Source organism: Sandaracinaceae bacterium, assembly GCA_016706685.1.
In the GTDB taxonomy this organism is placed as follows: domain Bacteria; phylum Myxococcota_A; class Polyangia; order Polyangiales; family Houyiibacteriaceae; genus JADJJE01.
The window spans coordinates 1-22,742 of sequence record JADJJE010000058.1 but is presented as its reverse complement, the minus strand read 5'-3'; the positions used below and the strand labels follow the sequence as shown (position 1 = coordinate 22,742).

The following is a 22,742-nucleotide window of genomic DNA, read 5'->3' as shown; positions in this document are numbered from 1 at the left end:
GAAAAGCTCCACGGTGAGGGCGGCCCGGGTACCCTCGCCACACGTGAACGCCACGGGTGGGAGCATCGAATGTCGGAATCGATCGAAGCAGCAGGGTCCAACAGGTTTGCGGCGACCAAGCGGGTGAGCGTCAGCTCGCCGCTGCTCGGCGACCAGTCCATCGCGTATTACGACGACGGCGGCACGGGGCCGGTGGTGGTGTTCGTGCATCCCAACTCGTGCTCCACGGAGTCGTGGGAGCACCAGCTGGCCGATACGCTCCCCGATGGCACGCCCAACCCGCTGGCCACGTGCCGGCGCGTGGCGTTCGACCTTCCGGGCCACGGCATGACGAAGCGCGAGAGCGCGGGCAAGAACGCCTACTCCCTGCCCTTCTATGCCGAGGCGCTCGCTGCGTTCGCCAACGCGCTGAAGCTCGAGCGGGCCTTCTTCGTGGGCCACAGCCTGGGTGGGCACGCCGTGATCGAGGCGGGCTCACGGCTGCCCTCGCCCGCGGGGGCGCTCATCTTCGGCTCGCCGCCGGTCTCCACGCACGAGCAGCTGGGCCGCGCGTTCTTCCCCATGCCGGGCGGGCCGCACTTCCTGACGAGCCCGCTGACTGACCGGGACATCTGCCACTGGCAGGCGTCCGTCTTCTACAGCGCGATCCCCGAGTGGTTCGCCGCCTCGGTGGCCCGCACGGACCCGGCCGCGCGCGGTGACCTCGCCAACTCGCTGGGCGTGCTCGCCGACGAGGTGGGCATGGTGCGCGAGTACCCCTGCCCCATCGGCCTGATTCAAGGGCAGTACGAGCGCACCGTGCGGCTTCCGTATCTCGAGAGCCTTGGCCTCGAGAGCAAGCTGTGGCGCAACGCCATCCAGGTGGTGGACGAGTCCAACCACTTCACGCAGTACGACGCGCCGGCCGCGTTCAACGCGTTGGTAGCCGCGTTCATCGCCGAGCCGGGGTGATGCAGGGACGCATCTACTTTCCTGGCAACCCGTGGCCCGCAGGTCACGCCATCGAGGCCCTCGAGTGGTCAGGTCGCCTCGAGAGCGAGCGAGGCCTGGTCTTCGACCTGCACCTCGAGAGCGCAAAGTACTACGCAGAGGACGAAGGCCTGGATGGTGACATCGACGACGACTTCCGGTCGCCCATCGTCTGGGGCAACTATCACGCGTGCAGCCTGTCCTCCACGAAGTGGGGCTCCAACGGCTGGGTGGTGGGCACGGCGGAGGTGCCCTTCGCGTTCTCGAGCCTGGCGGACCGCGTGCTGGTCGCAGATGCGCTCGACTCGCCCGAACTCGACGTGACCGACCTCGACGAGCGCGCGTTCCACATCTACCTGCTGGGTCACGACGACGTGGCGGAGCACCGCATCCACTTTCAGCCCGCTGGGGAACACTGGAACGTCGCCTGGAAGGGACGCATCGCGCTGGCCTATGCCGGCGACTACGAGTTCCGCTACGAGTTCCACGCCGAGGCGACCGGCGTCGGGTTCTCGGGCTTCCGCGTGGACGACGCGCTGAGCGACGACGAGGCGCACTCGCTGTTCGCGCGCTGCTGCCAGGACGCAGCTGCGTTCCAGTTGACGCTCCGAGACGGTAAGCGCTGGTTCGTTCGTGCCTGAGCGTCTTCGCGGTGAGAACACCTCGTCGCCTTCGGGTGCGTCTTGGTGAAGGATGACGGAACGTGAGCGACTATGGCGCGCAGCTGGCGGAGATCCTGGGGAGCCACGTGTGGTTCGGCCCACTCCTGTCGTGGCCGCTGCTGGGGGCCACCATCGGCTTCGTGTGGACCGTCCTGCTCAGCTGGCCGCAGAAGCGCAGGGCGCCCGGCCCCGAGGTGCACTGGTCGCTGCGGGCCAGCTGGGCTCAGGGGTGCCGCGCGGTGGCGCTGCAATCTGGCCTGGTGGCGGTGATGACCGTTGGGTTCCTCGCCCTCTACACCACGGAGCCCCTCGGCCTCCTGGCGTCCGTCCTCACCGTGCTGAGCATGGCCGCAGCCGCTGCTGGCGCGCAGCTCGCGTTTCGGGCGCTGCACCCGTCGCTGACCACCGCCAGGACCGCGCGCGAGCGCCTGGCCGACCTCGCGTTCGGGCCGGGGACCCTCTACTACTGGGCCATCGCTCCGCTCGTGTGGGCACCCTTCGTCACCTCCGCGTTCGACAACCAGACTGGCATGGTGCTGACGCTGGCCATCACGCTGCACTTCGCGTGGGGCTTCGCGGCGTTGCCGCTGTGGCACTCGCTCGGCCTCCTGACCGCGCCCACCCCCGAGGTGGAAGCGCTGATTCGGGAGACCGCGGAGCGCGCTCAGACGCCGCTGCGGCGTGTCATGGTCTGGCGTTGGCGCACGGCGAACGCCTTTGCGTTCCCGCTGTCGAACGACATTGCGCTCACCGAGCGCCTCGTGGAGATCCTAGACCCGGAGGAGCTGCGCGCCGTTGCGCTGCACGAGCTGGCCCACCTCCGCGAGCCGCGCCGCATCCACCTCATGCGTCTGTGCGTGTCCGTAGCGCCGCTGAGCCTGCTGCTGCTGCGACCGACCGTGGTGAGCCAAGGCATCCTCGCCACCCTCGGACTGCTGGGGGCGCTCGTCGTGGTCTCGCTGTTGGGCGCGCGCACGATGCACCGCGCCGAGCATGCCGCAGACGCAGGAGCCCACGAGGGACACACCTCGCCCGCGTACGCCCGTGCTCTCGAGAAGCTGCACCAGGACCGGCTGCTACCGGCCGTCATGCCCGGCGGAGGGCAGAAGAGTCATCCAGACTTGTACGACCGGATGCTCGCAGCGGGCGTCGCGCCTGACTTCCCGCGACCACCGCCGCCGGCGAACGGCAGCAGCGTGCTCTCGTTCTTCGTCTTGGTCGTCACGTTCGCGCTGGTGGGATTCGCAGCGGGAACGGCTCGCTCCTCCGTGGGCAACGCCGCAGACATGACGAGCGCGGCGTGGCTGGTCACCCCGAGCGCCGAGGATCTCCTCTCGCTGGATCCGAACAGCACCGAGGAGCCAACGCGCGCGCTCGTGGAGCTCGGCCTGGTGACGTCGCGCGATCCCGACGCCTGGTACAGCCGCGCATGGGACCTGGCCGTCATGGGCGACTGCACGGGAGCGGCGGTGCTGACCCGTGCCGCAGAGCGTGTGGGGCAGCACGACGAGGAGTTCGCGGCGCTCCACGCCCAGCTGACCCAGCTGCCCGGCTGCAGCGAGTAGGCGGCGGTCCGTGCGCCGAGGCTCGTCAGCCCAGGCCCAGCTTGCGCGCCTGCTCCATCATCAGCTGCATCTGCTCGGGGCTCATGTTCCCCACCATGGCCTGCAGCGCCTGCAGCTGCTCGGGGCTCATGCGCTGCGCGGCCTCGTTGGCGGCGGCCATCAACTGATCGGGGGACATGCCGCCGAGCGCGCCCAGGTCCATGCCGCCGAAGGGGTCGGCGCCTTCGGGCATCCTGGGCAGCGGGCTGGTGAAGATGACCTTCTCGGGGGTCTTCTCGTGCGCCACGCCGCGCTCGGCCAGCACCTCCAGCACCTTGTTGAAGCTCAGGCCTTTGGCCGCGGCGGACTCGTACATGCGCTCGAGCGAGAACGCCACGCTGCGGCTGGGGAAGCCATTCTTCTGGAGGTTGGTGGCGATGCTGGCGACGAAGCGCTCGAGGGCGTCGTTCTCGGGGGCGTCCATGCGGCGAACATAGCGCACCCGAGGTGTAAGCCCAGCGGCGGACGGGCGTTCCCTAGGCGGAGGTCCCGTGAACCACCTGCGTCGAACCCTCGTCTTCCTGTTCCTGTGCGCCTGCAGCCCAAGCGCCTACCACCACGCGAACCAGCACGAGGTGGACACCGGCGGCAGCCCGCCCTCTCCGGAGAGCCCAGAGGCCGAGCGGACCGCCGAGTACAGCCCCACCGACGACGGCATCGCTCCATCACCATCCAGCACGGGCGGCTACCAAGGGGCCCCCAGCGGGGCAGCACGCGCTGAGATGGACGCGGAGACGTCCGCTACCATGGGTGGCGAAGGAGGGGCCAGCGGCGAGCCCGAGCCGGCCGCGCAGTCCTGGCGGCGCGAAAGCGCGTCGGCGCACTTCGCCACCGTGTCGCTCGGCGGCGGCAACACGCTCGAGCTGCGTGACGTGCGCGTGCGGGTGCACGTGGAGGGCTTCCGTGCCCGCACGGTGGTGGACCACATCTTCTACAACCCGCACGAGCGCACGCTCGAGGGCACGTTCCGCTACGCGCTGCCGCCGGAGGCCAGCGTGTCCAGCTACGCCATGTACCTGGGCCAGGGCACGCAACAGCCGCAGTTCTTCGGCGACGTGACCGGCGAAGAGGCCATGCGCCGCCGCGAGGTGGCCATGCAGGGCGGCAGCGTGGAGCAGGTGATGGCCGGCGTGGACCCGGGCGCGTGGGGCGAGCTGCGCGTGGGCCGCCTGGTGCGCGCCGAGCACGGCCGCGAGGTCTACGAGCAGGTCACCCGCCGGCGCGTGGACCCGGCGCTGGTGGAAGAGGTGGCGCCCAACACGTTCGAGGCGCGCGTGTTCCCCATTCAGGCGCGCGGCTTCCACCGCGTGATCGTGAGCTACGAGCAGACGCTCCCGCGCGTGGGCGACGAGCTCGAGTACATCTTCCCCGTGCCGGAGGGCGCGCTGTCGTCGCTGGACCTTCAGCTGCACGCCAGCACCGCCACCGTGAGCAGCCTGCGCTACACCGGCGACTACCGTGGGCAGGCGGTGCAGAGCGCGGGCAACCACGCCTTTGGGCTGCGCGTGCAGGGCAACACGCAGGCGGGGCGCGCGTCGTTCCGCTTGCGCCCGCGTGAAGCCGCGGCCGGTGTGGAGGCCGTGGTGGGCACGGACCCCACACGCCAAGATCACCACTTCGCGCTGCGGCTGCGGGGCGACGACTCGCTGGGCGGCGAGGGCGGCGCGGGCGCCGAGAACGCGGTGTTCCTGCTGGACACGTCGCTCTCCGAGCACCCCGAGCGCTTCGGCATCGACGTGGCGTTGCTGCGCGCCATCTTGGAGCGCAGCAGCAGCATCCGGCGCTTCAACGTGGTGACCTTCGACGCAGGCGCGCGCTGGCTCGTGCCGCAGTGGGTGAGCAACGACGCGGCGGGACGGGCGCGGGTTCTGGAGCTGCTCGACGAGGTGCTGCTCGAAGGCGCCACCGACCTCTCGGCCGCCCTCGATGCCCTGCACACCCCGCCCATGCGCGACGCGGCGGGCAGCGCGGCCGACGTGTTCGTGCTGAGCGATGGACAGATCACGTGGGGCGAGCGCGACCTGCCCACCTTGCTGCGGGCGCGCACGTCGCCCTGGGCGGCCACGCGCACGTTCGCGTACCGCACGGGCCTCGGCGCCGAGAACACGGACCTGCTGCGGCGCGTGGCCGGAGCGGGAGTCTTCAACTGCCTGTCCATCGAGAGCGTGCCGGGCTGCGCCGTGGCGCATCAGCGCCCTGCCCTGCGCGTGGACCAGGTGATCGTGGAGGGCCGCGGGCCCACGGGTGCCACCACCAGCGAGGTGTTGGTGGCCGGTGGCGCGTCCAGCTTCGCGCCCGGCACCGAGCTGATGGTGGTCGGTCGCCTCGAGCGGGCAGGCGCCGCACGCGTGCGCCTGGTGGGCCACCTGGGCGAGCGGGCCGTGACGTGGACGCGTGACCTCGACCTGAGCCCGAACGGCGAGCTGGCGTCGCGCGCCTGGGCCGAGGTGGCCGTGGCGCACCTCTTGGCGGGGCACGACGACGAGCACGAGCGCCTCGCGGTGGCCATTGGCCAGCACTACAAGGTGCCCTCGCGCGTGGCCTCGTTCTTGGTGCTGGAGACCGACGCCGAGTACGAGCAGTACGCGCTGCGCGAAGAGCCCCTGGCGCAGGCCCTCGCACAGCTGACGGCGCAGCGCCGCGACGGCCGCGCCACCGCCAGCGCGCGCACCTCGTGGAGCCGCCTGCGCCGCGTGCTGGACGCGTCGAGCGCGCATCATCGCCTGGACCAGCTGGACGAGGGCCGCGTGCTGCAACAGCTGTCGAGCTTCGTCTCTCAGGCGCCGGTGGACTTCCTGCCGGGCCGCGTGCCCGTGCCCATGGTCATGCGCAGCGACGTGCGCGGCGCCTACCGCGACGACATGCCGCACGACGCCGAGTCCGTGGAGCACTACCGCAACGAGGCCATCCGCCGCTTCGAGGATGAGCAAATGGGCGCCGCCGTGCGCGCGCTGTCGAGCGGCGTGGAGAATGCGCCCGCGTCCGCCGAGGTGGCGCGCTCGCTGGCGTATACGTTGCTCAGCTGGGACGCCAATGCCGAGGCCGCCGAGCTGCTCTTCGGCGTGCTGGAGCAGCGCCCCTACGAGCCGCAGAGCTACCGCGACCTGGCCGGCGCCATTTGGCTAGAGCGCCCCAGCATCACCGCCGTGCTCTTCGAGGCCGCGCTGGCGGGCCAGTGGGACGGGCGCTTCCGCGGCGTGATGACCGTGGTGCAGGAGGAGTACGCGCTCTTCGCCCACGCGCTCATTCAGCAGCAGCCCGACAGCCCCCTCGCGCGCTGGCTTCGCGACCGCCAGCAGGCGCTCAACCTGCGTGTGCCCGAGGGCGACCTGCGCGTGACCATGACCTGGAACACCGACAACACGGACATCGACCTGTGGGTCACCGACCCATCCGATGAGCGCTGCTACTACGGCCACCGCGACACCGCGGCGGGCGGCCACCTGCTGGACGACGTCACGCAGGGCTTCGGGCCCGAGCGCTTCCAGCTCGAGCACGCGCCGCGCGGCGAGTACCACGTGCAGGCGCATTACTACAGCAACAACGGGAACCGCCTGGTGGCCGACACCTACGTGACGCTGACCATCACGCAGCACGTGGGCACGCCGCAGCAGCGCATCACGCGACGGGTGGTGCGGCTCACGAACGCGGGAGACCAAGTGAGCGTGGCGCGCTTCCAGCTGTAAGACTGACGCCTGTTCGCTCACCACGCGGTCAACGGAGGCAGCCGGTCCGCCAGCGACCGCATGCGCGCCGGCGACAAGCCCATGGGCACGCCGGCGCAGTCGAGCGGAAAGCTCAAGGCGTCCCACGCGCCGGGTTCTTCACTGGCGAGGAGCAGCACGTCGGTGTCCAGGTGCATGACGATGACCTGCTCGTCTTGCGCGGCGGTCAGGCGCGCGGCGATGTCTCGGGCGGCATCCAGAGACGCGGTGCGCACCCGGTAGGCCAAGGCGATGGGTGCGTCTTCGGTGGGGCCCACGAACACGCGCAGGTGGTCGCCGCGCCAGCCCATGGCGCTCGCCCAGCTGGCGGCCAGGTAGACCTCGCCGCGCTCCTCGGGCGGCACCAGCATGGGGAACAGCAGCTCGCCACCCAGGCGCTCGTCGGTCCAAGCCGCGTAGCCCAGGGGCGCGCGTGGGATCTCGCAGTGGTCGATGGGCTCCGCCGAGGCACGCTCGCCGTAGCCGCGCATCCAGCTGGCCGTCTCGCGGACGCCGGGGGTCCACTGCTCGCGCAGGCCGTCTGCACCGCCGGCCAGCCACGCATCCATCAGATAGGCGCCGCCCACGGGGTACTTCATGCGGCTGCGCACCACCACGTACGGGTCCGCAGAGTCTGCCACCTCGGCGCGGGCGCCCACGAGCCACCCTGCGAAGTACTGCTCCCAGTCCTGGGCCTCCGGCGTGTCACCACGCAGCGCGACGGTCACGAGGCCCGAGATCACGACGGCCTCGCCCTCCCCGTGGTGCGAGAGCGCATCGACGCCGTCGAGGGTGTCGTCCAGCCCATCGTGCAGCGCGAAGCCCGCGCTCTCGTCCACGTTCTGCACGTGGTGCGCAAACTCGTGCGCGAACAAGTTGGAAGCGTCCTCGAGGCTGCGCGGCACGCCACGATCGATGAGGGTGATGACGCGCGTCTCCCGGTCGTAGTAGCCCGCCACGTGCGTCACGAAGTCCTCGAGCGTGCCCGCGGTCAGCGCCGCCGGAGACTCGACCAGACGCAGCAGCACCAACGCGCGCCCCCACCACGCGAAGCTGAGCTCCTCCTCTGGGGTGAGCGCCATCATCTCTTCGCTGAACCGCTCGCGCAGCTCGGCTTCGGTGATCACCTCGATGACGGGCAGGTCCGCCACGGGCCCTCCGCGGGCCGCCAACACCTCGCGGGCGATGCGCTCCTGACACGCGCGGAAGCGCGTGTCGCAGGGGCCTTGGGCCACGTCGTCGGCGCATCCCGCCAGCAGCAGGCCGAGGACGCTCAACAGGTGCAGCGCGATGAACACGCCTCTTGCGCTGCGGCTCGGCCGCGGAAGTCTCGCCAACACAGAAAGCTTTCGGGTCGGTTGCATGGTCCCCTCGCGACGCCTCATGGCGCGCCGGAGCAGACGCTAGCACGGGCCTACGCGCGCCGCGATCTCCGCACGCTACCGCTAACGCGACCGCGACCGCTACCGCCGCGGCTCAGGCCGCCGTGAGGCGAGCTGCCACGGAGACAGCATGCCGGGAGGGGGTCCGTGGAAGCTGCTGTATCTACCGGGCAGCGCGTCAGTCCATGCCGGCGTAGTGGACGGTCAGGATGGAGAGGTCGGCATACAGGCGTGCGTACTCGTCGGCGCTGATGCGCGTGCGCAGGTCGGCGAGGCGCTGTCGGATGAAGGCGCTCACACCTGCGGCGCGCCCTGCATCGAGCGCGTGGTCGTAGTGGGGCCGGAAGGTGCGAATGCCGCGGCCGCCATCGTTGGGCGGGGCGGCTCGGTCGGGACACTTCACCCAGCCCGCCTGAGCGCCAGCGCGCGCGATGCGGAGCGACGCGTCTGCGTAGAGGCGTGCGAAGTTCTCGCGGCTCATGCAGCCACGCAGCGTGTCGAAGCGGCTGCCCACCCACTCGGGTACGTTGGCGGCGTTGGCTTGCCCTGCGGTGAAGTGCTGACGCCAGTCGTTCACGCCGCGGCCGGGGTCGGCGGGCGCGCGCTGATCACCGCCGTCGATCCAGCCGCAGTTTGCGCTTGCGACGGTGGGAAGGACGGTCGCGAACAAGGCGAACGCCGCGGCCCCGCACGTTGTCAGGAGACTCGGGAGCTTGGTCATCTGCGTTCCTCTCGGTGTGTGGATTCACCACGTGACTGGAATCAGTCGAACGCGCAGACGATACAAGCCGTGCCGCACCGGCGACTATCGGAATAATTCCGGGAGGCGGCTCAGAACGTGAGGCCCACCTGCAGGCCCACGGGCCAGTTGATGCGCGCCACGAACGCCACGCGCGGAGGCGCGAAGTGGTACCGGAAGCCCACGCCACCCACGGGGGCTGCGGTGACACACACGTCGTCGCGGCCGTTGCGGTCCCAGCAGTCGTGGATGCTCACGGTGAGGCCCAGCTCGGGGAACACGGAGATCTTCTCGCCCAGGTAGAGGTTCCAGTTGGCGGTGGCCACCGTCCAGATGGACCAGTCGCCATACCACTGACCCCAGCCGCGCCCGTAGCCCGGCACGCCGGCGTAGTTGCGGTCGCGCCAGCTCAGCGCCGTGAAGTCGCCACCCACGCTCAGCGCGAACTCGTCGTCCAGCTTGTCCGTGAACCCTTCGGGCAAGAGCGGGATGTCCACGCGCATGCCGGCGCCCAGCGCCTGGTAGTAGCCCAGCGTGCCGTGCACCTCGATGCGCACGCCGTGGATGCCATTGGCGCCGATGTTGCCACGCGGCTGCGCGGACGCCGCTCTGGGGAGCGCCACACCCGCGAAGAGGAGCGCCGCAAGGAAGACCAAGAAGAGGGGGGAGGCTTTGTGCATGGCCGAATCCTGCCCTGTCACCTCGAGATGTCCACCCAGAACGTGCGCCGCGCCCTACCCCTCGGACGACGTGACCGAGGACACTCGCTCGACGGGCGAAGGCCCCGACACCAGCAAGTGCTGGCCGTCGTCGAGCGACCCGGGCGGGCCGGCCAGCGCCAGCGTGTCGCCCTCCTCCAAGCGCTCGCGCCCAGTGGGCAGCACCACATCGCCGCCGGCTCGGTGGATGGCCACCACGGACGCGCCGGTGAGCGCGCGCAGGTTCAACGCGGTGAGTGTCTGGCCCAGCGCGAAGGCCCCCTGCGCCAGGCGCACGCGGCGCACCACGTCGAGGCCCGGTAGCAGTGAGCTGTCGGCCAGGGTGTCCACGCTGCTGGTGGCTGGGCTCTGCGTGGTGTCCGCAGGGCTGCTGGCCAAGAGGCCCGCGATGCGCGCGGCGCTCGACTGCAGCTCGGTCTCCACGGCGCCCGCTCGCCGCCACAGCACGAAGAGGCCGCCCACGAACAGCGTCATGACGCCCAGCAGCACATAGGTGCCGCCACGCAGCGGGCGCAGCACGGCCGCTGCCGGGAAGCCCACCGCCAGCAAGACCACCAGCTGCACGATGGGCCGCAGCGTGCGGGCCACCACCACGCGCCCCGAGTCCTGCTCGGTGTTGTCGCCCACCACCGAGTGGCTCACCAGCGTGGCCAGCAGCCGCGTGGTGCGCACCAGGTTCCAGACCAGCGGCGCGGCCACCACCAGCACCGCCACGTTGAGCGCCAGCGGCACCAACTCCGTGCGCCGGGTGACGTACTTCGAGACGATGGGCACGATCTTCGGCAGCGCCTCGAGCCCGAGCGCCGCGATGGCGATGAGCGCCACCGCATCGAACACGATGATGCGCAGCGACCGCATGATGGACGGCGCATCGGCGGCGGCTTCGCCCTCGGAGCGCAGGCGCACGAGCCAGTCTTCGTACAGGCTGAGCAGGCGCTCGAGGCGGTGCGGCATGGCCTTGTCCACGAAGCTCACCAGCTTGTCGGCGCCACGCAAGAACAGCGGCGTGGTGAAGGCGGTGAGCACCGCCACCGTGACCAGCACGGGCGAGAGGCTGGCGCGCACCACTCGCGCGCCGATGCCGATGCCCGCCAGGATGAACGCGAACTCACCGATCTGCCCGAGGGCCAAGCCCGCGATGATGGAGCGCCTCAGGCCGTTGCCCGAGATGACGCCGGCCACCGACACGATGAGCAGCTGCCCCGTGACCACCAGCGCGAAGACGCCCAGCGAGACCGGGAGGTGTTTGACGGCCTGCATGGGGTCCACGGTCATGCCGATGGACACGAAAAAGATGGCGGCGAACACGTCGCGCAGCGGCTGGATGAGGTGCTCCACCTTCTCGCCCTTGCCGGACTCGGCCACCAGGATGCCGGCGATGAAGGCCCCGAGCGCCACCGAGTAGCCAATGGCCGCGGCGGTCTCGGCCATGGCGAAGCAGAGGCCCACCGAGAACACCACCAGGATCTCGAGGCTCTTCAAGCGCGCCACCATGCGGACCACGCGTGGCACCAGCAGCAGGCCGCCCACCATCATGGCCACCAGGAAGCCCGCCAGCTTGCCCACCGTGGACAAGAGCTCGCTGGCCTCGAGGCCGCCGCCCGCCGCGATGGCCGTGAGCACGGCGATGAGGATGATGGCCACCACGTCCTGGAACACCAACACGCCGAAGATGAGCTCGCGCGCGTCCGGCTGCACCGGGCGTTCTTCCAGCACCTTGCTCACCACCATGGTGCTGGAGATGGCGAGGCACGCCCCCAGGAAGATGGACTCCACCGACCTCCAGCCCAGCACCTGCCCGAGCGACACGCCGGCCCACATCATGAAGCTGACCTGCAGCAGACCCGTGAGCCCCGACGTGGGCAGCACGCGCATGAGCTTCGCGATGCGGAACTCGAGCCCCACCGCGAACATGACCAGCACCACGCCGAACTCGGCCAGGGCCTCGACCCGGCCCTGGTTGGCCATGAGCGGGATGGGCACGTACGGCCCCACCAACAACCCCGCCACCAGGTAGCCGAGGATGCTGGGCTGATGGAGGCGCCGCGCGATGACGCTGGTGACCGCGGCCACGCCGAGCACCACGGCGAGGTCGGCTACCAGGCTCTGTCCGTGCATTGCGTCTTGGGTATCAGATGCGCGGAGCGGCGCAAAAGAAAGCGAGTGTCTCGGCGCGCGACATGGAGGCCCCCCACTTGACCCGCAGCACAGAAACGTGATCCTCGCGCATGCACCGCATCACGGCCCCTCGCGCCTTCCGAGCCCACGGCCTCTCATTCCTGCTGCTCACGGCCATGGGGCTGCCGGCCTGCGGCGGGGGCGGTGGCGGCCATGGGAGCGATGCGCCGCTCTGCACCGACCTGTACGCGACGAACCCGCGTGCGCTCTTCACGGTGGCGGCGGTGCCAGCGGCCAGCGTGGAGCACGCGTTGGTCTTCGGAGACATGGATCCGGGGACGCTCGAGCCCATCAACTTCGAGCTCGGCTTCCAGCTCAACGCCATCAACGTCCCGGTGCGGGCGCCGGCCGAACTCTTCGTGCGCTCCGTGGCCTCGAACGCCTACCTCACCGGCTCGCGTGCCGGAGAGACCGACTACCAGATCGTGTTCGACGTGTGCCGAGACGCGCAGGGCCGCGTCGCCGTGGAGGGGGACTTCGCCCACCTCACCACCATCGAGCCTGTGATCCAGGACATCTTCGACTCGCTGAACCTCGAATGCGAGACGTACGGAGGCGCCGAGGAGACCGTGGAGAAGTGCCGTGGGTTCCTCTCCAACGAGGTGGTCATTGCCGCGGGCACGCTGGTGGGCACCGCCGGCGGCACGGGTCTGTCGAGCTACGCTCCGGGACTGGACCTCAACCTCTTCGACACGCGCTTTCCCAACTTCTACGTGAACCCCGAGCGCATCGGCGCCGACCAGGGTCCGGGCGCGGGTTTCCGCAACGGCGCATGCGTGTACGAGTACTTCCCCGAGCCCACGCGGTCCTCCTACCTCGACCGCGTGGGCGCGGCCGGAATGTTTCGCGAGAGCGCGGACGCCCCCTGCGGGTCCATGTCGGTGGACGTCGAGGGCACCGCAGCGGGCATCTGGATCCTGGCATCCGAGGCGGGCCTCTCCATCAACGACGACCTCGCGGGCGTGCTCGGGAGTCTGCTGGTGCTGGCCCCCGACACCCTGCTGCCGGACGAGCGTCGCGCGGTCTCCACCGAGCTGGACTCGCTCAGCACCATCGACGGGAACAACCGCCTGCTGCTGTTCGACTTCGTGACCACGGGTGACGTGAACGTGGCGTTCGAGGACACGCAGCCCGGCACGGTCTACTGCCTGGCCACGCAGCCCGGAGGCGTGGCTGGCGACGCGTACTTCCTGCTCGAGCTCGGCGCAGGCGGGGACACCCTGACCTTCGAGCGCGTGGCCGCCGACTGCAGCGCCACACCCGAGGCCGACCGGACGTTCTCGGGCGCGGCGCTCGCGTTCGTTCGCTAGGGTCAGGGCACCTGCTCGCACTCGGCGAGGCTCTCGTCGAAGTCGGACACCTGCCCGATGACGAAGCCTTCGTGAATGCGCCAGGGCACCGTGAGCTCTGCCGGGTCCATGGGCGCGAACGATGCCGCGGAGGGCGCGGTGACGCCGAAGCGCACGTACACGCTGCGCTCCATGATCCCCACGCTGTCCGCGACGCCTGCGGGAAGTGGCGGCAGCCCCTCGAAGTGCGTCACGCCCGTGTCGAAGGGCTCGATGGTCCACTCGAAGGGTTGCTCTCCGGCCGTGCGAAACGCGAGGAAGCTGCGGTGACCGGCGCCGCCGTAGTCGATGACCAGCGTGTCGAGCGAGGTGCCGCTCACCTGGCGCGCGGTGACCTGCGGGACCTCGCTGCGGTGCGTGGCCCCGTCCACCAGGGGGATGCGGCCCCAGGACACGCGCTGGGAAGAGCAAGGCTCTTGCATGGCGCGCCACCCGGTGCTCCCGCCGGACATCGCAGGCGTCCAGGACTCGGTCCCCGGCAGCTCGAACCACCTGTAGTCCGTCGCGACCTCGAGCCCGGCGGGCGAGGACGTCTGCAACTCCGCCCACTCTTCCTGTGGACCAATCTGGTACTCGGAGCCCGAAGGCGAAGACGCGAAGACGCTCCTGTCGAGCGAGTAGTAGGGGTTGACGATGTTGTACACGCCGCCGGCCCGCAGCAGCACGCGGACGCTGGCCGTTCGAAGCGGCGGGAGGTCCGTGGGAACGGCGATGGTCGCCTCGACGTGCCCCGCCTCGGGCTCGGGAAACGGGACCAGCGCCATGCCAACCACCTGGTCGTCGTCGGCCGTGGTGGCCACGATCAGCGCTTGGCGGTCGCGCAGCAGGGTGGCCGCGTGAGCGCGACCACCCACGCGCTCGATGGGAAGCGAGTAGTCGTCCATCAGGGTGCCCGGCACGCTGGCCTGCAGCCGATACGGGCGCAGAGACGTCTCGTCGCCGCGCGGCACTCCTTCGAACTCGATCTCCCAGTCGAGCGTGTCCTCTTCATCGAGCGCAGGCATCTCCAGCGGGAAAACGATGGGGCCAGGCAGGGGCACCGGAGCGCGCAAGACGCTGCGCGCAAGCCCGTCAATCACCGCCGTGACGTTCCAGCACGTGGACTCCACGGCGTCGAAGTGGGCCAGGCCGTCTGCGCCCGTCACGGCCTCGATACGCTGGCCCGTGGTGCAGTCCTCGACGACCACGCGCGCGGCGTCGGCAGGCACGGGGGGCAGCGCGCCGGTCTGCGCCATGACGCTCACGCTCACGCTCACGCGCACATCCTCGGGCAGCCCATGCGCTCGATAGCAACCGGCGACCATCGAGACGGCCACCCACATCATCCACTGCACCTTCATGCTCATGCTCCTCTCCGCCCGCGGCGCGAAGCTCATGGGTAGCACGTCCCCGGGCGCCGATACCAATCCAGTGCAATGGACACGGGGCCCGTCCGTCGAGCGCGCACGTCGCGTGGTACCGTCCTCTTCGTGCGGCTCGCATCCACAGTGATGATCCACGGCATCCTCCCGCGCCTGTTGGCCACCCTGGTGCTGGCGTCGGGTACCCTCGGTGGCTGCGGCGCACGCGCCACCACGGCGCGCACCGCGGAACCTGGACCGCCCAGCGCAGCAGCCGAAGCCGTCAATGACGCCGCCCGCGAGTGGGTGTGGGTGGAGGCGCCCCGCTGGACGCCCGAGGTCATCAGCGCCAGCACGCGCACCGCGGCAGACGACTACTGCATCACGTCCGGCAGCAACCGGGCCTGCGTGCGCGATGGCGCGTGGCGCGACGTGGCGATGGGCTCCGGCTACGGCTGGCTCATGCTCACCGGGCGTGCCGGCGAGGACTGGGTCTTCGAGGATCAAGCCCGGCGCGTGTTCGTGGCGCGCCCCTTCACTGGCGCGCTGCGCGAGCTGCCCCAGGACCAGCTCACCATCGCAGTGGGGCGCGGCTGGCAGCCGCCCGCTCGCCGCACCGTGGACGGCGCCTTGCTGGTGTGGGCTGGCGCGGGGTTCACGCCGCTGCCCTTTCCCGGCCGTGTCTACGACGCAGCGTTCTCGCAAGAAGGCCTGGGCATCGCGCTGGTGGAGCCCGGCGTGGTGTACCTGCGGGAGGCGCAGCAACCGTGGGCCGCAGCGCTGCAGCCCTCCGGGGCACCCAGCAGCATTGCCCAGCTGGACGGCGCCACGCTGCCCGAGGGCTTTGCGGCGCTGGTGGACGACGCGCCAGGGAGGTCGCGCGTCATGGACCCCGAGTTCGAGCGCGAGGTCACGCGCGCATGGCTCACGGAGCAGATGCGCCGGTTTGCTCAGCACCACGGCGTGACCCTGCCCGACCTGCTGCCCGCGCTCCGCCGCTACCTGCTGGCGCTGCACGTGCTGACCCCGCCCGACGGGTCGAACATTGGCGACATCGCGCCACTGGCGCACGGGTGGCTGGCGCGCGCATGGCCAGACGTGGAGCGCGAGCAGCTGTTCCGCGTGAACCCCGATCTCACCATGCAGCCCCTCGCCGAAGTCCCGAACGAGGCCATCCTCGTGGGCCACGACGGGAATGAGACGCTGGCGCTCGGCGGTGCGTGCGACCACGACCCCGAGGAGAGCCCCATCGCGGACCTGGGGTGCTACACCGACGCGGCCGGTTCTCGCACCGTGCAGTTCCCCCCCGGCGTGGCCTGCGCAGACGTCTTGGCGCTTGGGTCCGGTCAGCTGCTGGCGGGTGGGGAAGACTGTCCCGCTTCGGCGTGCGGCGAACACCTGCTGGTGCGCTTCGACCTGCTGCAGGGCGGCGCTCCACTCGACGCCATCCCCGTGCCCATCGAGGGCGAAGTGAGCCTCGAGGAGCGGCCTGTCGACCAGGACGAGTGCTACCTGGACGAGGACAGCAGCTTCATGCTGCCCGATGGCAACTCCGTGCGTGGAGTGGTGAGCACCGCAGACGGAGACCGATTCCTGGCGGGGCCACTCGGCGGGACGCTGCGGTCCCTCCCCCTGCCGGCCGAAGGCGCGGTGGCCTTCGCCGACGCGCAGCACGGCGTGCTGGTGGCGCGAGACAGCGTGTGGAGCACCTCCGACGGGGGCGAGAGCTGGGACGCCATGCCGCCCGCAGCCCCAGGCAGGTTCGCGCTGCCCGACCCCAGCTGCTCGGCGGACGCGTGCCGCGTGGCAGACCGGTACTGGATGCCGGCAGACCTCGCCCAGACGCTCGGCTTCGCGCGCACGGCGCAGGGGCCCACACACGAGGTCGACCCGGAGGAGCAACGGCAGCCGTTGGACCAGGTTCCCTGGCGGACCACTCCGCCCGCGCACCCCTCGCTCACGCCGTCGAACGCGCTTGCGCCGCTGCGCCAAGCTCCTCGCAGCCACTGGCGCAGCCGGCTGTCGCGCGTGGTGGGAGGGGTGGTGGCCACCAACCCCGCGAGGCCCGAGCACACGGGCGACTTCACCTGGCGCGGCGTCACGCCGCAGGGCGTACCCTTTCACGTGGAGACCACGGCCACCGACCCGGTCACCGCTGCGCCCCTCCAGTTCAACCAACACGAAGTGCTGGCCATGACCGAGAGGTTCGTGGCGCTCTTGCTCCCTGCGCCCGCGCCCGCCAGCGGGGCAGCAGCGCCCATGCAGCTGCTGGTCGTCCGGCGCAACGGTCAGAGCAGCCGCCACCCGGCGCTGATTCCGCCGGTGCCGCTGAGCTCGTACGACACCATGACGTGGCCCCTGCCCCTGCCGGATGGCGGCCTCGGCGTGTACGTCTTCCACCCCGGCAAACGCTGGCTGGTGCGCTTCAGCCAGGACGGTGACGTCGTGGCGCAGCGGGCCTTCCCGGGCCTTGGTTACGTGCGTGACGAAGCCGTGGCATGGCACGAGGGCGAGCTCGGGCTGGCCGTCTCGAGCGGCGCGGGCCTAGCGCGCATGTACCTGGTGACCGGAGGCGAGCGTGAGATCACCGAGCCGCGGACACCCGAGGGCCCCTGCACCACGGCTGCCAACGCAGCGGCGAACCGCTTTGCGAGCACGTGGGGCAGCGCCCAACCCGCGTTGCGGCGGGCCATCGCCCTGACGGGCAGCTGGGTGTCGTCCGAGGAGCACGGAGGACACGCGTGCATGCGGGCCTGGGCCGCGCCCCTCACACCACGGTTCGACGACGGAGCCGCAGGAACGCAGCTGGTCTTGGCCACGGGCGCTGCGCTGCGAGGCTGGTTCATCTCGGCACAAGGCACGGCGGAGTGGCCGGTCACCTTTCCCGGAGTGCGCTTGCCCGTCACACGTTCCGACAGCGTGACGCCCACCATCGGGCTAACGGCCACGCGAGCGGGCCTCGAGCTGTGGGTCCCAGTGGCAAGTCATCCCGTGCCCGCCGGGGTCTCCCGGCTCACGTGGGAGACCACGCGCTTCATCATGCATGACCCGCAGTGGGGCGAGATACTCGTTCCCCCCTTGGTGGACACGCGCCCGGGGTTCCTGCTGGTTGGCCACGGGGCGTTTCCAATTTCCGACGGTGTGGTGCAGCCCCCGCGCGAAGCGCCACAGGGAACCCGACTCGTGGACGCCGTGCGCCATGAGGGGGGCGAGACGCTGGTGACCGCGTTGAACCGCAACGACGTGCACGTGGACTGGCCCGGGGCCCAGGGAGAAAGGCTGCACGCGGAGTTCCGCGTCCCATCCCGGGAGCCATCGCGGTGGTGGGCACGGCTCACCAGCGACGGGCAGCGGCTGGTGGAGCTGACCGCGCACCCGCAGGGCGGGTACGCGCTGCGCGTTCATCACCTGCGCCCGGACGGAACGCTGCAGACAGGCCCCGCCCTCGAGCTCGATGAAGACATGCTGGGCACGGTCACCCAGCTGCGCGTGGCGAGCGCCGGCCCCACGGTGGTCGCCTCGATTGCCACCACGTCTGGCGCACCGCTTCATGTGCTGGGCACGTCACGCACCGGCGCCTTCCGGCTTTTGGGCCACCCCATTGGTACCGGCCGGTGTGAACCCAACGTGCTCGCCCTCTCCGCCGCGCCGCCGCGGGTGGTGTGGGTGGACTGCGCGCTCGGCACCGAGCAGCGCTTCGTGCGCGTGGCACAGCTGGCCGGGAGCCGCTGGCGCGAGGTGGTCCCCGCGCACGCCTTGCCCGAAGGACGACCGTCGGTGGCCGCGGTGATCGACGCGCGGCGCGGCGTGCATGTGGCGTATGTGGAGGACGGCGTGGTGGTGCTGGTGACGCCGCAGCGTGCGGGGTGGGACGTGGTGACGCGGTATGGGAGCGCCGACCCAGGTCCGTGAGGACCGGAGCGGCTCGTCAGAACTCGGTGGTCTCGCTGTCGAGTTCGTCTTCGTATCCCTCTTCGTCTTCGTATTCCTCTTCGACTTGGGCTTCGACGGGCGGCCCCATGCAGTCATCGAGGCGCGCGCTCACCGCGTCGCACCCGTCTATGACCGTGGGAGTCACGCGCAAGCTCGAGCTCGGCGCGCACTCGTGCGGCCGCGTCATGAGGCAGTGGTAGTAGTCCAAGCGCTCGCGGGCGCAGGACGGTCGACGGGCTTGTTCCCCGGAGATGCTGTCGACGGTCTCTTCGACCCAGCGGGCTTCGCACGCGGCGAGGTCGCCGTACTCGGCATTGCCGCATGCCACGAGGCTGGGGCACATGTTTCGAGCCCCCGCTAGAGCCACGGCGTCGATCTCGGCCTGAGTGGGGAGGTCCGCCGCGGCGCTCTCCGTCGCCGCGCTCTCCGTTGCCGTGCTCTCCGTCGGGGGCGGCGTGGCTCCGCCGCAAGCGGTGAGCGTGATCAGGAGTGCGGTGAGGAAGGTCGGGCGGAGTGCGCGCATGCCGCAGTGTAGCGTGAGGCGCGCGCGGAGATGGCCCAGTCTGAGCGACCCGCCACTCACCAGTCGCGCGTGGCGATCAGCTCTTCGATGTCCGCGTCGAACCCGTAGGCCGCCGCGATGTGGCCGAAGTCCTCCGCTTGTCCACCGGCCGCAGTGCTCGGCGACCACGCTCCGCGGCGCCAGACCGGGACCTATGCTACCAGGCACGCATGCAAAGGACTGCATTCATCGCCACCATCGTCTCCCTCGTCACGGGATGCATGGTCTCCACCTCCCAGCTGGGCCCGATGACTTCGGGACACATCGGCTGCACCCCCGAACAGACGGTGGTCTTCAACCGGCAGAGCCACTGGGAGTCCACCACCTGGCAGGCAGCCTGTGGTGAGGACTACTACGCGTGCACCGGGACCGACGGCGCGCAGGGACCGAACCAGACGAGCGCCCACCAGGTGAGCTGTTCGCCCATTCCACCTGAGCGTGTGACGCCAGAGCTTCGCGCCGCTGCCATGCAGGCACGCGCGCAGTAGAGCTGGCGCGCACGCCAGGGCGTTCACCAGTCGCGCGTGGCGATCAGCTCTTCGACATCCGCGTCGAACCCATAGGCCGCCGCGATGTAGCCAAAGTCTTCCGCGATGGCCTCGCGCGCGCCCGTCTCGATCTCGCTGCCGTGCTCGTCGAAGAAATCAAGGAGACCGTTGATCTCGTCAGTGGCCGCGTGGGTGAGGCCGCACAAGGCATCCAGGTCCGCGGGCTTCTCCGTCTCGATGCGCTCACACAGCGCGACCAGGACCTGCTTCACCTTGTCCACGCACACGTCGGGAAAGTAGGTGTCGCGGTACATCGACTGGAGAAAGGGGTGGGCCTTCATCTTGGCGTTGGTGATGGGCATGACGGGCTCCTCGTCGTGAAGGGGACGCGCGAGGGTAGCAGCGGCGGCGCTCATCGTGGTCCTCCACCGGGGAACGACACCACCCACCCGTTCGTGTAGAACCGAGGCATGCGTCTCTTCGACAGTTGGAAGCGCACCAGCCTGGCCCTGATCGTCGTGCTCGCGTCCGCCACCGGCGCTATCGCCTTCCACTCCAGCGCCGACGCGCGCTGCGCCAGAATGAGCGTCCGGGAAGATGTCGCGCGCAGCCCGGTCGTGGTCGAAGCGACCGTGGTCCGCGCGGGCAGCCGCGCGCAGTTCCGCACGGTGGCTGTTTGGAAGGGTGAGTCGGAGGCTCCCGCCCACTTCACGCTGAACGCGGGCTACGGAGGGCCAGTCTCGCCTTGGCCACGCGCGGGGAGCGAAGGCAGCGCATACCTGCTCTTCCTCTCTGGCTCCGGCGAGCAAGTGCACGTGCGGCGCTGCGGACGAAGCGGCCTGATGACCGACGCGCTCCGCGTCGAGCTGCTCGCGCTGGGACTCGCACGCACGCCGCGGTAGGGGATCTGCGCGGTGTTCATTCTGAAGCGCTGGGCACCGCTCGTAGCGCGTGGGCAGTGGTAGCGTCGCGGGATGCGTCGGGTACTGCTCCGACATCTGGAGCTGGAACGACGAAGACATGGGCACTCCACTCATGAGCGGCGTCCTGGACGCCTGCGGCGTCGCGCTCGACGCGTTCTCCCTCCGGGTCATCGGGCGAGAGTGGGGCACGAGACTGGGACGATGTGCGCCGCGAGCTCCGCGACAAGTACGCGCACCGTGGCCCCCTCGAGCCGAGCTTGCGAGTGCTCCTGCCGCAACCGACGCCCTGACCGAGGAGGAGCGGCTCGCAAGCGTGCTCGCTGGCGCTCCGGAACGAATCCGTGCCGCGGTGGGCCGCCTGACGGCGATGGGCGTCCTCGGAGAAGACGGCAAGCTGCTCACGCAGGAGCTGCCGCAGGACATGCGCGCCGACTCGCAGACCACTGTCGAGGATTGACACCAAGCGGGCTACCGCGATTACTTCACCTGCGAATCGCGTCGAGGAATCCCTGAACCGCACCCACCGCGTCCTGGCAAAGCTCAGCGTCGTCGACATCGCCGAGAAACATCGCCCGCCGCTTCGGTCCAAGGTGCTCCTCGCTAGCGAAGTCCTCCGCCAGGATGGTACAGGCCTCGACGGCCTTCGGCGCATGAGCGATCAACGCGAACCGCTCGGCCACGTCGACATACGGTGCCTTCCCGTAATTCATGAGCACGTACACGAGGTCGTACGAGTCTTTGTTCTTCCCGCGGCTCCGAAACGCCAAGGCCTTGAGCACGATGAACGCGGCGGGCCCCGCGACGTACACGTCACGCTTGGCGCGCTCGCCGGCTGACGTCTCGCCGTCGATGGTAACGGTCAGCTTGTCGACAAACGCGAGAGGGAGTCCGTCGATGACGAACGCCGCGAAGTCGCTCTCGAGATTCTGCAGTCGCCCGGGCTCGGGTCCGTCGGGCGTCTGACCAATGAGGAAGTCCACGGTGATGAGCTGTCCCGGCAGGTGCCAGGTCTGGCGATTGCCCTGCTCGGTGAGGGTGGGCAGGAAGCCACGCTCCCGTAGGCGCCCGCTGATCTCGCGATAGCGCTCCTCCGAGAGCACGCCGATGGAGAGCCCGAGGTCGACATCACGCGTTCCCACGTGCTCTTCCGACGCGCGCTCCTGATCCACGATGAGGTAGGGGACCAGGCCACCCACGATGACGATGTCGTCCGTGAGATCGCCCAGGATGGTGGCGATGTGCAGCGCCATCCGGCGCGCCTCCTCAGCCAGTTCGCGCGGGTACCCGTCTTTGGTGGCAGGCGCGTTGTCCATCACGCCCTCCACGTCAGCCGCTGCTCCCGCAGCGCTTGGGCGGCCTCGGCGGCGCGCTCGGGGTGAGCTAGCAGGTCCAGGTACACCTGCACGGGATGCGCGCACCAAGCGGCCAGCTCGGTCATGCCGTAGAAGGCGCCGTCATCCTTCGGGACCACGAGCCAGACGTTCTCCCCCTTGTCCACGGGGCGCAGGCCGAGCGCGCTGGGGTCCACGGGGTGTTGATCGACCAGGAAGGTGTTGAGGCGGAACCCGGCGAAGGACGTGTAGAGCCACGCGGCCGAGAGCCCGGTGGCAGCCCACTTGAAGTCCTGCTCGCTCAAGCGGGCGGCAACAGCCTGGAGCGCCTCAGAGCCTGAGCGGGCGGGTACGTGGTACTTGCGCACGGAGTGCTCAGCGAAGCGATAGCGCTGCGCCCATGAGTCGAGCAGCAGCGAGGGGGACGCGGCGCGCAGCTCGCCTGCCTTATTCCGACTGAGCAGCTCCAGCCCATCGAGGTGCTGCACCACCTTGCTCACCGTGCCGGAGGGCACGTCCACCTCGTGGGCCAGCTCCACCTGCTTCCACCAGCGGTCCGCGTCGTGCAGCAGGGCTCGACTCACCCGGGCGTAGCGCGGGGTGAATGGGTTCGAGGGCCGGCCAGCGGTGGCGTAGCGGTTCTTCTCACCCGAGACCACGATGCGCAGCTGGTCCGCGTGCACATCGGCATTGCCCGACAAGTCAACCCACGAGACGCCGCTCTCCGCGGCCCAGCTCCGGGCCTTCGGCCCCATGTAGGGAACGGCCACGGCTTTCACGCTCGTCGGGCTCATCTCGTACCGCGCCAGCTGCTCGGCGGCGCGCTGGAGGGTGGCGATGTCGTCCGTTCCCTTCACCT

The 22,742-nt window shown here is 70.1% G+C and carries 18 protein-coding genes; 8 read left to right on the top strand and 10 right to left on the bottom strand.

The genetic code is table 11. The features are described from left to right. Window positions 1-123 precede the first annotated feature (123 nt). The 3 genes from IPI43_34295 (at window position 124) to IPI43_34285 (ending at window position 3,196) form a co-directional block, all read left to right on the top strand. Window positions 124-951, top strand: coding sequence for an alpha/beta hydrolase (locus tag IPI43_34295; GenBank protein ID MBK7779136.1), 828 nt, complete (start codon window positions 124-126; stop codon window positions 949-951). Then, window positions 951-1,610 carry a hypothetical protein gene (locus IPI43_34290; protein ID MBK7779135.1) on the top strand — a complete coding sequence of 220 codons (660 nt, stop codon included), beginning with the start codon at window positions 951-953 and terminating at the stop codon, window positions 1,608-1,610. Before IPI43_34295 ends, IPI43_34290 begins: the two co-directional genes overlap by 1 nt. 62 nt (window positions 1,611-1,672) lie before the next feature. Continuing rightward, window positions 1,673-3,196: a M48 family metalloprotease gene (locus IPI43_34285; GenBank protein ID MBK7779134.1), complete on the top strand. Its 1,524-nt coding sequence runs from the start codon at window positions 1,673-1,675 to the stop codon at window positions 3,194-3,196. Between the two features lie 25 nt (window positions 3,197-3,221). Here IPI43_34285 and IPI43_34280 read toward each other — a convergent pair whose 3' ends face one another. After that, complete coding sequence (locus tag IPI43_34280; protein ID MBK7779133.1) at window positions 3,222-3,659, bottom strand: hypothetical protein; 438 nt, start codon at window positions 3,657-3,659, stop codon at window positions 3,222-3,224. A gap of 67 nt (window positions 3,660-3,726) precedes the next feature. Here IPI43_34280 and IPI43_34275 point away from each other — a divergent pair, with 67 nt between their 5' ends. Continuing rightward, the gene (locus IPI43_34275) at window positions 3,727-6,921 is read left to right on the top strand and encodes a VWA domain-containing protein (protein MBK7779132.1); all 3,195 of its coding nucleotides are present in this window, start codon (window positions 3,727-3,729) and stop codon (window positions 6,919-6,921) included. Between the two features lie 17 nt (window positions 6,922-6,938). Here IPI43_34275 and IPI43_34270 read toward each other — a convergent pair whose 3' ends face one another. From IPI43_34270 to IPI43_34255, 4 genes are all read right to left on the bottom strand, one after another. Beyond that, on the bottom strand, window positions 6,939-8,237 hold the full coding sequence (locus IPI43_34270; protein MBK7779131.1) for a hypothetical protein: 1,299 nt from the start codon (window positions 8,235-8,237) through the stop codon (window positions 6,939-6,941). A 262-nt stretch (window positions 8,238-8,499) separates the two neighbouring features. Then, window positions 8,500-9,042, bottom strand: coding sequence for a hypothetical protein (locus IPI43_34265; GenBank protein MBK7779130.1), 543 nt, complete (start codon window positions 9,040-9,042; stop codon window positions 8,500-8,502). Window positions 9,043-9,152: 110 nt separating this feature from the next. Next, window positions 9,153-9,740, bottom strand: a complete 588-nt coding sequence (locus IPI43_34260; GenBank protein ID MBK7779129.1) for a hypothetical protein — start codon at window positions 9,738-9,740, stop codon at window positions 9,153-9,155. Between the two features lie 54 nt (window positions 9,741-9,794). Further along, window positions 9,795-11,897 carry a cation:proton antiporter gene (locus IPI43_34255; GenBank protein ID MBK7779128.1) on the bottom strand — a complete coding sequence of 701 codons (2,103 nt, stop codon included), beginning with the start codon at window positions 11,895-11,897 and terminating at the stop codon, window positions 9,795-9,797. Window positions 11,898-12,007: 110 nt separating this feature from the next. Here IPI43_34255 and IPI43_34250 point away from each other — a divergent pair, with 110 nt between their 5' ends. Next, window positions 12,008-13,267: a hypothetical protein gene (locus tag IPI43_34250; GenBank protein ID MBK7779127.1), complete on the top strand. Its 1,260-nt coding sequence runs from the start codon at window positions 12,008-12,010 to the stop codon at window positions 13,265-13,267. Between the two features lie 2 nt (window positions 13,268-13,269). Here IPI43_34250 and IPI43_34245 read toward each other — a convergent pair whose 3' ends face one another. Further along, window positions 13,270-14,646: a hypothetical protein gene (locus IPI43_34245; GenBank protein ID MBK7779126.1), complete on the bottom strand. Its 1,377-nt coding sequence runs from the start codon at window positions 14,644-14,646 to the stop codon at window positions 13,270-13,272. A 129-nt stretch (window positions 14,647-14,775) separates the two neighbouring features. Here IPI43_34245 and IPI43_34240 point away from each other — a divergent pair, with 129 nt between their 5' ends. Next, window positions 14,776-18,558, top strand: a complete 3,783-nt coding sequence (locus IPI43_34240) for a hypothetical protein (GenBank protein MBK7779125.1) — start codon at window positions 14,776-14,778, stop codon at window positions 18,556-18,558. 16 nt (window positions 18,559-18,574) lie between these two features. On the opposite strand, the gene IPI43_34235 is transcribed toward IPI43_34240, so the two are convergent. Then, on the bottom strand, window positions 18,575-19,102 hold the full coding sequence (locus IPI43_34235) for a hypothetical protein (GenBank protein MBK7779124.1): 528 nt from the start codon (window positions 19,100-19,102) through the stop codon (window positions 18,575-18,577). A 209-nt stretch (window positions 19,103-19,311) separates the two neighbouring features. On the opposite strand from IPI43_34235, the gene IPI43_34230 reads away from it, so the two are divergent. Continuing rightward, window positions 19,312-19,629, top strand: coding sequence for a hypothetical protein (locus IPI43_34230; protein ID MBK7779123.1), 318 nt, complete (start codon window positions 19,312-19,314; stop codon window positions 19,627-19,629). Window positions 19,630-19,652: 23 nt separating this feature from the next. On the opposite strand, the gene IPI43_34225 is transcribed toward IPI43_34230, so the two are convergent. Next, window positions 19,653-19,991: a hypothetical protein gene (locus tag IPI43_34225; protein ID MBK7779122.1), complete on the bottom strand. Its 339-nt coding sequence runs from the start codon at window positions 19,989-19,991 to the stop codon at window positions 19,653-19,655. A gap of 108 nt (window positions 19,992-20,099) precedes the next feature. On the opposite strand from IPI43_34225, the gene IPI43_34220 reads away from it, so the two are divergent. After that, window positions 20,100-20,531, top strand: coding sequence for a hypothetical protein (locus IPI43_34220; protein ID MBK7779121.1), 432 nt, complete (start codon window positions 20,100-20,102; stop codon window positions 20,529-20,531). 503 nt (window positions 20,532-21,034) lie between these two features. On the opposite strand, the gene IPI43_34215 is transcribed toward IPI43_34220, so the two are convergent. Then, a complete protein-coding gene (locus IPI43_34215) occupies window positions 21,035-21,865 on the bottom strand; it encodes a hypothetical protein (GenBank protein MBK7779120.1) in 831 nt (276 codons plus the stop codon). Continuing rightward, window positions 21,865-22,742, bottom strand: an 878-nt coding sequence (locus IPI43_34210) for a hypothetical protein (protein MBK7779119.1), incomplete at its 5' end; no start/stop codon positions are given. The genes IPI43_34210 and IPI43_34215, both read right to left, overlap by 1 nt.

Excerpts from the sequence above, each read along its gene's own strand:
- IPI43_34225 (MBK7779122.1), bottom strand. The coding sequence starts at position 19,991 with ATGCCCATCACCAACGCCAAGATGAAGGCCCACCCCTTTCTCCAGTCG.
- IPI43_34265 (MBK7779130.1), bottom strand. The coding sequence starts at position 9,042 with ATGACCAAGCTCCCGAGTCTCCTGACAACGTGCGGGGCCGCGGCGTTC.
- IPI43_34230 (MBK7779123.1), top strand. The coding sequence starts at position 19,312 with ATGCAAAGGACTGCATTCATCGCCACCATCGTCTCCCTCGTCACGGGA.
- IPI43_34245 (MBK7779126.1), bottom strand. The coding sequence starts at position 14,646 with ATGAAGGTGCAGTGGATGATGTGGGTGGCCGTCTCGATGGTCGCCGGT.
- IPI43_34255 (MBK7779128.1), bottom strand. The coding sequence starts at position 11,897 with ATGCACGGACAGAGCCTGGTAGCCGACCTCGCCGTGGTGCTCGGCGTG.
- IPI43_34220 (MBK7779121.1), top strand. The coding sequence starts at position 20,100 with ATGCGTCTCTTCGACAGTTGGAAGCGCACCAGCCTGGCCCTGATCGTC.
- IPI43_34280 (MBK7779133.1), bottom strand. The coding sequence starts at position 3,659 with ATGGACGCCCCCGAGAACGACGCCCTCGAGCGCTTCGTCGCCAGCATC.
- IPI43_34215 (MBK7779120.1), bottom strand. The coding sequence starts at position 21,865 with ATGGACAACGCGCCTGCCACCAAAGACGGGTACCCGCGCGAACTGGCT.
- IPI43_34290 (MBK7779135.1), top strand. The coding sequence starts at position 951 with ATGCAGGGACGCATCTACTTTCCTGGCAACCCGTGGCCCGCAGGTCAC.
- IPI43_34250 (MBK7779127.1), top strand. The coding sequence starts at position 12,008 with ATGCACCGCATCACGGCCCCTCGCGCCTTCCGAGCCCACGGCCTCTCA.
- IPI43_34260 (MBK7779129.1), bottom strand. The coding sequence starts at position 9,740 with ATGCACAAAGCCTCCCCCCTCTTCTTGGTCTTCCTTGCGGCGCTCCTC.
- IPI43_34235 (MBK7779124.1), bottom strand. The coding sequence starts at position 19,102 with ATGCGCGCACTCCGCCCGACCTTCCTCACCGCACTCCTGATCACGCTC.